This is a genomic window from Agromyces tropicus, from assembly GCF_039531345.1.
Taxonomy (GTDB): Bacteria; Actinomycetota; Actinomycetes; order Actinomycetales; family Microbacteriaceae; genus Agromyces; species Agromyces tropicus.
The window spans coordinates 1,063,205-1,076,808 of sequence record NZ_BAAAPW010000002.1; the positions used below are offsets into that span (position 1 = coordinate 1,063,205).

Genomic DNA, 13,604 nt, shown 5'->3' on the forward strand with positions numbered 1-13,604 from the left:
GCCGACGGCGGCGAGGCGGCCCTCACCAGCCAACCTGCCAGCAATCGACCGTCGCAAGGGACGTGGGTCCCGCGAGTCGCCCGATCAGCCGGAGTCGTCCGATCAGCCGGTCTCACCGGATGCCGCGGGGGCGGGCCGCACCGGGCGATACGTCATGTGGGTGACGCGGGAGGCGACCCGCACCGAGACGCGCTCGAGTCGCTGCGCCGGCACGCCGTCGAAGATGCGCTCGCCTGCGCCGAGGATGCAGGGCGTGACGTGGAGCCGCAGCTCGTCGAGGAGCCCGGCCGCGAGGAACTGGTTCACCGTTCGGGCCCCGCCCGCGATCGAGATGTCCCGCTCGCCCGCCGCTGCCCGGGCCCGCCGGAGCGCGGATTCGATGCCGTCGGTCACGAAGTGGAACGTCGTGCCGCCCTGCATCTCGATCGGCTCGTGCGGGTGGTGCGTGAGCACGAAGACCGGGCCGTGGTACGGGGGCTCGTCGCCCCACCACCCTCGCCAGTCGCGGTCCCACTCGCCGCGGACCGGGCCGAACATGTTCCGGCCCATGATCGTGGCGCCGGAGTCGACGATCGCTGCGACCTCGGCGCGGTTCTCCTCGGCGTCCTCGAACATCCACGCGTGCAGCCAGGTGTCGTCGATGTCGCCGAACGGCGCCTCCTCCCGCTGATTCAGTCCCGTGGCGAAGCCGTCGGCCGAGACCGAGATGTCGCTGTACACCGTGCCCATGCGTGCTCCCGTCGTCGTCGATTCGTATGGTTGCAAGCCCGCAGCGGGATGTCCACCGGTCGACGTCGGGCGTCGCGCTCCGATAGCGGCGGCTAGAGGAGCGTGCCGATCCAGACGCCGAGCAGAGCGACCAGGGTGCAGGCGACGAGCATGCCCAGCCCGTTGACGAGGGCGGCGCGAGAGCGGCGCTCCTGCGCGAGTCGGACGGTCTCGTAGCTGGCGGTGCTGAACGTCGTGTATCCGCCGAGCAGGCCGACGCCGATCAGCGTGGCGACCTCCGGCGGCAGCCAGTCGCTGCCCGCGAGGCCGGTGAGCACTCCGAGGACGAGCGACCCGCTCAGGTTGATCAGGGCGGTGCCGTACGGGAATCGTCCCGACGTGTGCGCCTTGACGAGGCCGTCGAGGAGGAACCGGAGCGCCGCTCCGACGCCGCCGGCGACGGCCGCGCCCGCGAACAGCAGCGGCGTCACGACGGATCCTCCGGCCGCCGGCCGAGGTGCCCGAGTGCGATCCCTGCGACGCTCATGGCGGCTCCGGCGAGGACCGTCCCGACCGAGTAGGCGACCGCCCACGCCCAGCTCCCGTCGGCGACCAGCACCGCGGTCGCGGTCGCGAGCCCGCTGTAAGTCGTGAATCCGCCGAGCACGCCGGTGCCGACGAGCAGGCGGATGCCGCGTCGCGCACCGACGTCGGGACCGGAATGCGTGAGCCGCTCGAGCAGGAGCCCGAGTGTGAACGCCCCGAGGAGGTTCGCCGCGAACGTGGCGAGCGGGAACACGTCGGGGCTCGGCACGACCATCGCGAGCGCCTCCCGCAGCGCGGTGCCGACCATGCCCCCGGCCGCGACGAGTCCGAGCAGCCGCCACTGCCGGTACGGCGGGGTGGGTCGCGCGTCGCGGGCGGGCCGAGTGGCGCGGGCTGCCATCCGACCGGACTCCGCCGCCGTCACGACCCCGATTCCCAGGGGAGCGGGGCGTCGAGCCCGACCGGGGCAAGTGGGATCACGAGCACCGGACGATGCTGGCGGTGCGCGAGGTGCACGGCCACGGATCCGTTGAACAGCTCGTGCAGGCTTCCCCGGATGCCGCCCTCGCGGGTGCCGACGACGATCATCATCGAGTCCAGGGTGTCCGCGAGATGGGCCAGCGCCCGAGCGGCATCGCCCGCGAGCGCGCGGACCTCCCACGCGACCCCGGTCGGCTCGAGCAGCGCGCGGAGGCGGGTCTCCAGCTCAGGGTCGAAGCCCTCCTCCCGGCCCTCGGCGATGTCGGGGTCGAGCGTCATGGACCGCACGCTGCCGTCGGGGTGCTCCTCGACGACGTACCGGCCCGGGTCGACGGTGGCGCACACCAGCCGTGCGCCGAGTTGCGCGGCGAGCGACGCGGCGTGCGTGACGACGGCGTCCGGCTGCGCCGGGACGACGCCGACGACGAGCGTTCGCTGCGGGGATCCGGACATCGTGCTCCTATCTCGAGGCGTGGTCGATCACGAGATAGGGACCGTTGTCGGCCGAGCCGAGGTTCGGGTCCGGCGAGCCCCACCGCCGTCGCACCGAGATGCTGCACGACAGCATGCCACGCATTCGCGGTGCCCGCGAGCACGAGGTCACGCGGAGCCCTGCGCCCCGAGGGATGCCGGCGTGCCCCCGACGACCCGTCGAACCGCCTCGACGTCACCGGTGATCATGCCCGCCGCATCGGCCGCCGCGATCGGGAGCCGACCCGTGAAGAGCGCCACCAGGGCATCGGGATCACCGTCGACCGTCGCGTCCGGTGTCGTCGACGGCGAGCTCGGCGCCACGCTGACCGTCCCGGCATCCGCCGCGATGTCGCAGCCGTCCGCCGCCGTGCCGACGCGCACGACCTGGGCCGGAGCACCCGGCGTGGCATCGTGGCAGAGGCCGCGCAGCGGGACGAGGAGCCAGTGGGGTCGGAACGTGTCGTCCGGAGCATGGGTGGCCATCAACGGGGCGCCCCACTTCACGAACTCCCGGACGATGCCCTCGAGGGCGGCCCCGCGCTCGGTGAGTGCGAAGACCGTCGCGTTCGCCGGCCGGGGGAGCTCCGTCCGTGCGACGAGGCCTGCGTGCTCCAGCTCGCGCAGTCGGTTCGCGAGCAGGTTGGTCGCGATCCCCGGAAGACCGCGCTGCAGGTCCGCATAACGCGACGGTCCGAGCGAGATGAGTTCCCGCACGATCAGGAGGGTCCAGCGGTCACCGACGAGGTCGAGGCCGCGAGCCATCGCGCAGTACTGCCCATAGGTCCTCACGGATCCGAGCATATCGCTTGACAATCAGACGTGTTCACTTGAGTATTTCAAGTACGTGATACCTCGACGATCGGAGGAGCTCATGTCCACGACAACTCGCCTCGACGCGCACCCGACGCTCGGGCGGTACTACCGGATCCTCGGCGGCGGGATCGACGCGTACGCGGAGGGGCGGGAACTGCTCCCCCTCCTGGCCGACGGGTTCGTGTTCGACGGTCCCATCGCGGGCCGTGTCGTCGGCGGCGCGCGGTTCGGTCACGGTGTGCGCGGCTTCATCCAGGCCGCGCGTGCGATCACTCCGCAGCGCGTCGTCATCGACGACTCGAGTGCCGCCGTGCTCTACGACGCCGAGCTTCCCGGCGGAACGGTGCGCTTCTCCGAGTTCTTCGCGTTCGACGGTGACCTGATCCGCGAGATCGACATCCAGTACGACGCGGAGGAATACGTCGCCAAGGGCGGCCGCTAGGAGCGACCCGTTGGCCGGCGGGTCTCCCGAACCACCTGTCATGCATCGGGTGGCGGCACCACGGTCACCTGGACCGGGATCACCGTGAGCTCGAGCCCGATCGGACTCGGGAAGTCCTCCTGGAGCGCGTCCCGCAGGTCGGTCGCGGCGGGCGGATCGTCGGGACCGGTGATCGTGACCGACACCTCGGAGCCGGAGATCGAGACCGACGTGACGGCGAACCCGCTGTCGGGGCCGAGCCAGCCCTCGACGGTCCGCTGCACGTCGCGCTCGCGCGTCTGGTTCTGCAGCAGGCCCTCCGACGTGAGCATGAGCGGCAGCAGGATGATCCCGGCGAGCACGACGAACGGGGCGACGGTCTGGAGGATCCGGCGCGGACGGTGGCGCAGGGCGAACGGTCGCGCGAAGCCGGTGAGCACGAACACGATCGCGGCGGCGAGGACGATCGCGACGAAGTTCGTGAGGAACAGGAGCGTCGCGCCCCCGGCATCCGCATACCGGGCCCCGTTCAGGCTGACGCCGACGACGGCGAGCGGGGGGACGAGGGCGACGGCGATCGCGACGCCCGCGATGCCGCTGGCCACGCGGGCGTTGACCGTGGCGAACGCGCCCGCAGCACCGGCCGCGAGCGCGATCATCATGTCGACGGTGTTGGGCGACACCCGGGAGACGATCTGCGAGTTGGTCGAGAACGAGATCGCGAGGGGGGCCCACGCTGCGATCCCGTAGGCGAGGATCACGGCGGCGCCGGCGCCGGACGCCACGAGCGTCGCGGACTGGAACGCGCGGCGGCCCCACCCGTTGACCAGTGCACCCGCGAGGCCCAGGATCGGCGTCATGAGCGGCGCGACCAGCATCGCGCCGATGACGACCGCGGTGGAGTCCTGGAGCACGGCGAACGTCGCGATCGCGACGGAGAGCACGAGCATGACCCACCAGGTGCCGAGCTTCGTCAAACGTTCGGGACGTTCGAAGTAGAGGCCCGCGGCCTGATCCGCGCGCGTCGACCGGCCGACGTCGGATCCCTCGATCCAGTCCCAGAGCACCTCGGGGATCGTGGCGGCCGACGGATCCGGGCCGGTGCCCCGCGCCTCGTGCCGGATGCTCCACGAGATGAGCACGAGCCCGACGACGAGCGAGGCGGTCGCGGCCGTGACGATCACCGTCGTGGCGAGCGAGTTGGGCACCACGTACGCCAGCACGCCGCCGACGACGGCGATCGAGCCGCCGGCGAGGGCGGGGATCGGGTCGCGCTCGTGCCGCTTCAGCAGGGCCGCGATGATCGCCACCACACCCCTGATGCCGACGTAGATGCCGGTGAGGCCGACGACGAACGTGAGTGTCACCTCGCCCGCTCCCGCCCACCCGAGCAGTCCGAGGAACGCGGCCAGGACGAGGGCGGCGAGGCCACGCGGCGCGGCGAGCCATCGGTTGATGCGCCGATGGAACCAGCGGCCCCCGGCGACCGCGTAGACGAGGTCGGCGAGACCGCTGATCGCGAAGAGCGCGATGACGATGACCGTCACGAGGCCGGTGGTCACGTCCGGCAGCAGCAGGACGGCGATGCCGCCGACCATGCAGGCGAGTCCGCGGAGCGCGACGGGGTTCGACAGTGCGGCGGCCATGGACCCGAGTTGGTCGCGCAGCCGCGCGTTGGCACTCGGATTCACCCAGTCGGCCTTGTCGTCGACCTCCACCTGAGACCCCCTGTCGCCGTGCGCCCAGACTAGGGGCCGCGGGTTCCTGTCGGTCGACCATTTCGCGGCGATGAACCGTTCATTCGGGGTGCCGGATGGCGTGAACGTGTTCAGGTCGGGGAGCTGCTCGTGATGCGGAGCAGGCCGTGCCGGACGGCGCGACGGTCGCGGATCGGCGCGAGGCCGGGCGAGGGGCGGCTCCTGAACTGTTCATCGCGCGGGCGTCCCTCGCTGAACGCGTTCATCTCGGCGCCGGACCGTGCCGCCGCGCCGACTCCGCGGCCGTCGTCGGGCCGATCCAACGCCGTGAAATCAGTTCGCCGACTGCTATTGACGAACCTGAGGTCACCGGGAATAGTGGCCGCCGAACGGATTGAATCCATTCAAGTCGTTCAGTGCCGGAACTGGACGGAACCTGCAACCCGCTACGAAGGAGTGCGAGTATGAGCATGTCGTTGATCGCCACGGCCGGAGGGAGCCGCCGAACGCGGCCCTCCCAGCCGGGACCGAGCGCGGTGATCGCGCGATGAGAAGAATCCTGATGTCATCACTCGTGACCGCCGGAGTGGTCGCCCTGGCTGCGCCCCTGGGAGCCGTCGCCGCCTCTGCCGCCCCGCCATCCGAGCGGTTCGTGGTGACGGTCGAGGGGCTGAGCGTGAACGGCCGTGCGGACCAGCCGCTCGACCTCGGTACCGGTCGCCCGTTCCTCTCCTGGTTCATGACGTCGGAGGAGGCCGAGGGCAATCCGTGCTTCGACGGGTCCGTGGCCGGGGTGTGTGCGCTGGATCGGCAGACCGGCTACGAGATCGAGGCGGCGTCGAGCATCGCGGCACTCGAGTCCGGAGACCTCCTGTGGGACTCCGGCAAGGTCGACTCCGACCAGCAGGCCAACGTCGCCTACGGCGCCCCGGACGCGCTCGAGTCCCGCGACACCGTCGCATGGCGGGTGCGCGTCTGGGATGCGCTCGGCAACCCGTCGGCGTGGAGCGACCCCTCGACGTTCTCGGTCGGGCTCCTGGACCAGGACGACTGGGGTGACGCACGCTGGATCGAACAGGCCGGCCGCACCGAGTCCGACCCCCTGCCGATCTTCGCCCGCCAGTTCGACCTGGCCGAGGGCAAGACCGTCGACCGGGCGCTCTTCTACCTGTCCGGTGTCGGGCTGCAGTACGCGACGGTCAACGGCAAGAGCGTCACCGACGAGCACCTCGCCCCCGGGAACACCAACTACCAGCTCTCGACGGAGTACCGCACGTACGACATCACGTCGGTGCTCGAGGAAGGTGCGAACGCCGTCGGCGTCGAGCTCGGGAACGGGACGGCCTACGTCCGGCGCTCGGTCCACAACGACGAGGTGGGCCGCACGTCGCCCTACTCGTGGTGGCAGAGCCAGCTCAAGGGCTCCGGCACGCTCGCGGCGGATGCCGCCTCCGGTGCGACGAACGTCCTGCTGAGCAGCACGTCGAACTACCACGTCGGCGGCACGATCAACATCGACACCGGTGACGGTGGCGACCGCCTCGAGTCGCGCGTCATCACCGACATCGGCACCGCGGGTCCGCTGGGCACCGGCATCTCGTTCGAGCCGGGACTCGACGAGGCGCATGCCTCGGGCGCGCTCGTCACCGGGTCGGGCAACAACATCGCCGCCAGCGACCCGAGCGCGGGTGCCGCGGTGACGCCGCGCATGATCGGCCGGGTCGAGGTCTCGTACACGGACGGGAGCACGGATGTCATCGTCTCCGATCGCAGCTGGCAGGCGGCATCCGGTGCGCTGGTGACCGACGCGTGGTACTCGGGGGAGGACTTCGACGCCCGCCGTGTGCAGGTCGGCTGGAACGAGCCGGGCGCCGATCTCACCGATTCGGCGACGCGCCGCGACGGCACGACGGTGAACTGGGCCTCGGCCGGCATCGCACCACCGCCGAACCTGGCGACCGAGCTCGTCTCGCGGGCCGGTGAGGGGATCCACGAGGCGGAGCGCTTCACGCCTGAGACGATCACCAACCCGGCACCGGGCACGTGGGTCTTCGACTTCGGCCAGAACATGGCCGGCTGGCCCGAGCTGAACCTGCCCGAACTGCCGGAGGGGACGCTCATCAAGGTGAAGCCCGCCGAGAGCCTCAACGAGGACGGCACCGTCAACCAATCCTCGCTCGGGCCGGGCGGACGTGGTCGCGACCTGTTCAACAGCTACATCACGGCGGGGCTCGCCGGCGGCGAGCAGCACGCCCCGAAGTTCAACTACTTCGGCATGCAGTGGGTCCAGATCGAAGGGCTGCCCGAGGGTTTCGAGCCGTCGGCGGACATCGTCACGGCTGTGCGGCTGCAGGCGGGCACGCCCGACGTGGGGACGTTCGCCTCGTCCGACGAGCGGATCAACCGCATCAACAGGATGGCGCACTACTCCATGGCCACCCAGGTGATGTCGACCTTCACCGACTGCCCCGGACGCGAGAAGCAGTCGTACCCGGCGGACTACACGATGCCGATGGACGGCTTCCACCGGTTCTTCGAGTTCGACGCGTACCTGCAGACGACGGAGCACCACCTGATCGAGGGGCAGTCGCGTGCCGACACCCCGATGTTCGGGAACGTCGCGCTCAAGACCCCGGTCCACGACTGGGGATACACGGGGCGCTTCGGTGACGAGATCAACTGGGGCAACGGCATCATCCTCGTCCCGGCGTTCCTCTACGAGTACTACGGGGACACCCAGACCATGACCCGCTCCTACGACCGGATGGTGGACTTCGTCGACTACATCCGCCGTGAGAAGGCGGGCACGGGCGACGACGAGCACATCGTCAACGCCGCCCTGTCGGACTGGGTGTCGGTCGAGCAGACCGACGGCCGGATCTCGGGCACGTGGGGCTACTACGTCATGATGACCAAGATGGCCATGATGGCGGAGCTGACCGGTCACGACGACGACGCCGCCGAGTACGCGCAGCTGGCCGAGGACATCAAGGACGCGTTCAACGCGCACTTCCTGAATACCTCGGTCGGCTTCTACACGGCCGAGGGCGAGGCCGGCACCGCCGGCGCCACCCAGGCCGCGCAGGCGCTCGCGCTCGACGCAGGCATCGTCCCGGACGAGTACCGCGACTCCGTCACGGCCGAGCTCGTCAGGAACGTCGAGGAGTTCGGCGACGACGATGCCCCGCACTTCAGCGCGGGCACCATCGGCCTCGCCGCGGTGGTGCGTCAGCTCACCGAGTCGGGCAACGGCGACGTGCTGTTCGACGCGGTGCAGACGGACACCTACCCCGGCTACGGGTACTTCATGCAGTCGACCACGGCGAACCCCGACGGGTTCACCACGATCGGCGAGCGGTGGGACCGCGGCAGCTCGAAGAACCACATGATCCTCGCGCAGATCGTGGAGTGGTTCCAGAAGGGGCTCGTGGGCATCGACCAGGCCGAGGGATCGGCCGGGTACGAGTCCCTCGTGTTCAAGCCGCAGCCGGCGGGCGACCTCACGTGGACCGAGGGCAGCTTCGAGACCCCGCGCGGGCTCGCCTCGAGCCGCTGGGAGAAGTCGGACGACCGGTTCGCGCTGACCGTCGAGGTGCCGGCCAACACGACCGCCGAGGTGTGGGTGCCGACCGGCGGCGACCAGGCCGTGCTCACCCCGAAGCGCGCGACGTTCGAGCGGATCGAGGGAGACTTCGCGGTCTACTCGGTCGGCGCGGGCCGGTTCACCTTCGTGGCCGCAAGCGAGGGGTATGCCGCCCTCACCGCCGCCGTGGAGCGCTGGACGTCCAGCGGTGACCTGTCGGCTCGCCTCGCGGAGAGCCTCGACGCGTTCATCGAGAAGGCCCGCGGCGCCTCAGCCGAGGGGAAGGCGCAGGTCGCCGACAGCGCACTGCGCTCCTTCCTGAACCAGATCGAGCAGGCCAACGCGAAGCAGGGCTCCGATGCGGCGAAGGCCGAGCTGACGGCGGCCGCGACGGCACTGCAGGCGATGCTCCGAGAGGAGGGCGGCATCCCCGTCGACCGATGACCTGACGGACGGCACCGATGCGGGTGCGGGCGCGCTGCGCTCGCATCCGCATCCGTCGTGATCGCGCATGGCGGCGGTGCTGCCGGAGCGTCGCGTTCCATCGCGGAAACCGGTCGACGACGTCCATTGACGCACGGGCGAAACCGGCCTACCATCATCGAAAGCCCGTCGATGACTAGTTTTCAGAACTCGGCGGCGACACCAGAGTGAGTCCTACAAGGAGGTAAGGATGTCTCCATTCACACGCCGGTCACGACCGGCCGCCATCGCCGGTCTCGCCGTCGCGGCACTGGCACTGTCCGGCTGCAGCGCCGGCGGTACCGACGACAGCGAGGGCCCCGTCACGTTGGAGTGGTTCCAGGGGTCGGGCGTCGAGACCAACATCGCGACCGCGGAGGCGCTCGCGGACGCGTTCAACGCGTCGCAGTCCGACATCGTCGTGGAGGTCGACGCTTCGGGACCGAGCGACTCCGCGCAGCTCGACAACCTCATGAAGACGCGTCTGGCCACGAACGAGATGCCCGACATGTTCTGGTACAACAGCGGCTCGCTCCTGCAGGCGCTCAACCCCGACCAGACGATGCTGAACATCAAGGACGAGGACTTCGTCGGCGACCTCGACGACGCCTGGATCGCGTCCGTCTCCACCGATGACGGGGTCTACGGGGTCCCCGTCCAGACCGCCGGCGGCGGCGGCATCTTCTACAGCATCCCCATCTACGAGGAGCTGGGCCTCGAGGTCCCGAAGACGTGGGACGAATTCCTCGCGAACTCGGATGCGATCAAGGATGCCGGCTACGTGGCCGTCGAGCAGACCTACGGCGACGCCTGGACGTCGCAGATCATCACGCTGGCCGACTTCTACAACGTGTACGCCAGCGACGAAGACTGGGCGACGAAGTACACCGCGAACGAGGTCAACTTCGCCGACGACCCCGTGGCCGTGCAGAGCTTCACCAAGCTGCAGGACGTGTACGACGGCGGCTACCTCAACGAGGACTTCGCCTCCGCCCTGCTGAACGACGGACTCGAGGCCGTCGCCACGGGAACCGCCGCGCACTACCCGATGCTCGGGTTCGCGCAGGCGACGATCGCCACGAACTGGCCGGACCACGTCGACGACGTCGGCTACTTCGGCATCCCGGGCGACTCGGCCGACGCGAACGGCATGACGATCTGGATGCCTCCGGCGCTCTACGCCCCGGCGAACACCGAGCACCCCGACGCCGTCAAGGAGTTCATGGCCTTCGTGGCGAGCCCCGAGGCGTGCGACGTGCTCACCGACGCCCTGGGCGTGACCGGCGCCTATCTCGTCGAGGGGTGCACCCTCCCGGACGGCGCGCCGCGGATCGTCGCCGACATGCTGCCCTACTTCGACTCGGGCGATGTCGCGCCCGCGCTGGAGTTCCTGTCGCCGGTCAAGGGACCGAACCTCATGCAGATCGACGTCGAGATCGGCTCCGGCGTGCGCACGGGCGAGAGCGGTGCCGAGCTGTACGACGCCGATGCGGCCAAGCAGGCCCAGCAACTCGGCCTGCCCGGTTGGTGAACCGGATCCGCAACGACTGATCGGTGCGGGGGACGTCAGGCGCACTGGCGGCCCCCGCACCAGGCCAGAAGGAACACATCATGGCGACTCTCGCACCCCCTGACACGACGCAGGCAGTGGTCACCGCTCCCGGCACGCCCCCGCCGCGCCGAAAGTACGCGCACCGCATGTACCCGCAATGGTTCCTGCTCCCCGGAGCGGCGATCTTCGTCGTCCTGTTCATCGCGCCCACCTTCGCGTCCTTCTACTACGCGTTCACGCGATGGACGCTGTTCGACGTGGAGTTCATCGGACTCGACAACTTCGTCACGTTCTTCACCGACCCGCAGTTGAGCAAGGGCTTCACGAACACCCTCATCTTCGGAACCCTGACCTCGGGCCTGAAGGTGGTACTGGGCCTGCTCATCGGCGTGCTGCTCACCTCGGACATCTGGGCGCGGGGGTACCTGCGGGCGGTCGTCTTCTTCCCGGTGCTCGTGAGCACCGTCGGCGTGGGGATCACCTTCCAGGCACTGATGGACCCGTACGACGGCCTCATCAACCAGGCGCTGGCGGCGCTCGGCATCGACGGGCCGGGGTGGCTGACCGACCCCGACCTCGCGCTGTACTCGATCATCGCGGTCGACGTGTGGCGCGGCGTCGGACTCGCAGCACTGATCTACATGGCCGGCCTGGTCGCGATCCCGCAGGAGTACTACGAGGCGGCCAAGGTCGACGGAGCGAGCGGGTGGCACCGGTTCCGCAACATCACGCTGCCCCTCGTGCGGCCGGCGACGACCACCGTCGTCATCCTGTCACTCATCGGCGGCCTCCGGGAGTTCCAGTTGATCTGGGTCATGACCGGCGGCGGTCCCGGCTTCGCCAGCGACGTCCTGGCATCCGTCATCTACAAGCAGTACGCGTACGGCTTCTTCGGCCTGTCCACCGCGGGCAACGTCGTGCTCTTCGTCGTCGTCAGCGCCGTCATCCTGCCGCTCTTCTGGTGGCTCAACCGAAAGCAGACCGACCTGTGAGCCGCACCGTCGTCCGTCACGTCACCGGGGGCATCGCCGTCCTCGTCTCCGCCGCGGTCTTCCTCGTGCCGTTCGCGTTCATCGTCGTGCAGTCGCTCAAGACGGGTCCCGACTCTGCGACGCTCGAGTTCACCTGGCCGGTGGACGTCGTGCTCTGGGAGAACATCGTCACCGTCTTCCAGACACGGGACTACATGCTGATCACCGCCTTCATCAACAGCACGGTCCTCACGGTGCTCTCGGTGTCGATCATGGTGGTGCTGGCCGCGATGATCGGCTGGGTGCTCGCCAGGCGCCCGTCGCGCTGGAATCCCGTCATCACCTTCTTCATCCTGGCGGGACTGATCGTGCCTCCGGCGATCGTCCCCACCGCCTCGATCATGCAGACGCTGGGCATCTTCAACACGGTCTTCGGGCTGGCGCTCGTCGAGGTCGCATACGGCATGTCCTTCTGCGTCCTGCTGTTCCGCGCATTCGTGTCGAACATCCCGCGCGAGCTGGACGAGGCGGCGGCGATCGACGGCGCTGGGCCCATCCGGCTGTTCTTCCAAGTCGGCTTCCCGTTGCTGCGCAGCGTGATCGTCACGGCCATCGTCGTGCAGTCGGTCGCGGTGTTCAACGACTTCGCCAATCCGCTGTACTTCCTGCCGGGCGAGGAGAACGCGACGGTGCAGCTGACGCTGTTCAACTTCCAGAGTCAGTTCCAGACGACGTGGAACCTGCTGTTCACGGACATCCTCCTCATCACGATCCCGCCCCTCATCATGTACATCTTCTTCAACCGTCAGATCGTCGCGGGCATGACCTCCGGCGCCATCAAGGGATGACACGCACCGCATGAAGCACCGATACCTCGGCAACTCCGGACTGCAGATCTCGGAGATCACGTACGGCAACTGGCTCACGCACGGCTCGCAGGTCGAGAACGACGCGGCGGCGGCCTGCGTCCGCGCGGCGCTGGACGCCGGGATCACCACGTTCGACACAGCCGACATGTACGCGAACACCGCGGCCGAGCGCGTACTCGGCGACGCCCTCCGCGGTCTGCGGCGGGAGTCCCTCGAGATCTTCACGAAGGTCTACTATCCCGTCGGTCCGCAGGGACCGAACGACACGGGCCTCTCACGCAAGCACGTCATGGAGTCGATCGACGGGTCGCTCCGTCGCCTCGGCACCGAGTACGTCGACCTCTACCAGGCCCATCGATGGGACAACGCCACCCCGCTGGAGGAGACGATGGTGGCCTTCGCCGACATCGTCCGCTCCGGCAAGGCGCTGTACATCGGCGTGAGCGAGTGGACCTCAGACCAGCTTCGGGCGGGCGCGGCGCTCGCGCGCGAGCTGCGGATCCCGTTCGTCTCGAACCAGCCGCAGTACTCCGCCCTCTGGCGGATCATCGAGGACGAGGTCGTGCCGACGTCGCGCGAGCTCGGCATCTCGCAGATCGTGTGGTCCCCCGTGGCGCAGGGGGTGCTCACCGGGAAGTACCGGCCGGGGCAGCATCCGCCCGCCGGCAGCCGCGCGACCGACGGCAACGGCGGGGCGGAGATGATCGGCCGCTTCATGCAGGACGACGTGCTGGCTCGCGTGCAGGAGCTCCGGCCGGTCGCCGACGAGCTCTCGCTGACGATGGCGCAGCTGGCGGTGGCATGGGTGCTGCAGAACGACAACGTCGCGGCCGCATTGATCGGCGCGTCGCGCCCGGAGCAGGTGCGGGAGAACGTGGCGGCGTCGGGGGTGACGATCCCCGACGAGGTGATGGAACGCATCGACGCGATCCTCGGCGACGTCGTCGAGCGCGACCCCGCCAAGACGGCCGCCGAGTCGCCGACCCGCTGACCTGCACGAACGGCATCGCGCCCGTCCCGGACGGGAT

Annotated in this window: 12 protein-coding genes; 6 read left to right on the forward strand and 6 right to left on the reverse strand. The window is 69.5% G+C overall.

Annotated elements, in window-relative coordinates:
* Positions 1-102: 102 nt before the first annotated feature.
* The 5 genes from ABD230_RS10820 to ABD230_RS10840 all read right to left on the reverse strand — a co-directional run bounded on the left by ABD230_RS10820 (position 103) and on the right by ABD230_RS10840 (position 2,997).
* Entirely contained in the window at positions 103-729 is a 627-nt protein-coding gene (locus tag ABD230_RS10820; protein WP_344373108.1) for a dihydrofolate reductase family protein, read from the reverse strand.
* A 92-nt stretch (positions 730-821) separates the two neighbouring features.
* Positions 822-1,199, reverse strand: a complete 378-nt coding sequence (gene crcB, locus ABD230_RS10825; protein ID WP_344373111.1) for a fluoride efflux transporter CrcB — start codon at positions 1,197-1,199, stop codon at positions 822-824.
* Positions 1,196-1,654: a fluoride efflux transporter FluC gene (locus tag ABD230_RS10830; RefSeq protein ID WP_344373114.1), complete on the reverse strand. Its 459-nt coding sequence runs from the start codon at positions 1,652-1,654 to the stop codon at positions 1,196-1,198. Before ABD230_RS10830 ends, crcB begins: the two co-directional genes overlap by 4 nt.
* Positions 1,655-1,674: 20 nt before the next feature.
* Positions 1,675-2,187 (reverse strand): universal stress protein, encoded by a 513-nt coding sequence (locus tag ABD230_RS10835; RefSeq protein WP_344373117.1) that lies wholly within the window; start codon positions 2,185-2,187, stop codon positions 1,675-1,677.
* A gap of 147 nt (positions 2,188-2,334) precedes the next feature.
* Positions 2,335-2,997 carry a winged helix-turn-helix transcriptional regulator gene (locus ABD230_RS10840; RefSeq protein WP_344373120.1) on the reverse strand — a complete coding sequence of 221 codons (663 nt, stop codon included), beginning with the start codon at positions 2,995-2,997 and terminating at the stop codon, positions 2,335-2,337.
* 82 nt (positions 2,998-3,079) lie between these two features.
* On the opposite strand from ABD230_RS10840, the gene ABD230_RS10845 reads away from it, so the two are divergent.
* A complete protein-coding gene (locus tag ABD230_RS10845) occupies positions 3,080-3,463 on the forward strand; it encodes a hypothetical protein (protein WP_344373122.1) in 384 nt (127 codons plus the stop codon).
* Positions 3,464-3,501: 38 nt separating this feature from the next.
* Here ABD230_RS10845 and ABD230_RS10850 read toward each other — a convergent pair whose 3' ends face one another.
* A complete protein-coding gene (locus tag ABD230_RS10850; protein WP_344373125.1) occupies positions 3,502-5,160 on the reverse strand; it encodes a DUF389 domain-containing protein in 1,659 nt (552 codons plus the stop codon).
* 541 nt (positions 5,161-5,701) lie between these two features.
* Here ABD230_RS10850 and ABD230_RS10855 point away from each other — a divergent pair.
* The 5 genes from ABD230_RS10855 to ABD230_RS10875 all read left to right on the forward strand — a co-directional run bounded on the left by ABD230_RS10855 (position 5,702) and on the right by ABD230_RS10875 (position 13,567).
* A complete protein-coding gene (locus tag ABD230_RS10855; protein WP_344373128.1) occupies positions 5,702-9,166 on the forward strand; it encodes a family 78 glycoside hydrolase catalytic domain in 3,465 nt (1,154 codons plus the stop codon).
* A 229-nt stretch (positions 9,167-9,395) separates the two neighbouring features.
* Positions 9,396-10,715 carry an ABC transporter substrate-binding protein gene (locus ABD230_RS10860; protein WP_344373132.1) on the forward strand — a complete coding sequence of 440 codons (1,320 nt, stop codon included), beginning with the start codon at positions 9,396-9,398 and terminating at the stop codon, positions 10,713-10,715.
* An 80-nt stretch (positions 10,716-10,795) separates the two neighbouring features.
* On the forward strand, positions 10,796-11,728 hold the full coding sequence (locus ABD230_RS10865; RefSeq protein WP_425546213.1) for a carbohydrate ABC transporter permease: 933 nt from the start codon (positions 10,796-10,798) through the stop codon (positions 11,726-11,728).
* A complete protein-coding gene (locus tag ABD230_RS10870) occupies positions 11,725-12,555 on the forward strand; it encodes a carbohydrate ABC transporter permease (protein ID WP_344373135.1) in 831 nt (276 codons plus the stop codon). The genes ABD230_RS10865 and ABD230_RS10870 overlap by 4 nt, the downstream gene beginning before the upstream one ends.
* 10 nt (positions 12,556-12,565) lie before the next feature.
* The gene (locus ABD230_RS10875) at positions 12,566-13,567 is read left to right on the forward strand and encodes an aldo/keto reductase family protein (protein ID WP_344373139.1); all 1,002 of its coding nucleotides are present in this window, start codon (positions 12,566-12,568) and stop codon (positions 13,565-13,567) included.
* Positions 13,568-13,604 lie beyond the last annotated feature (37 nt).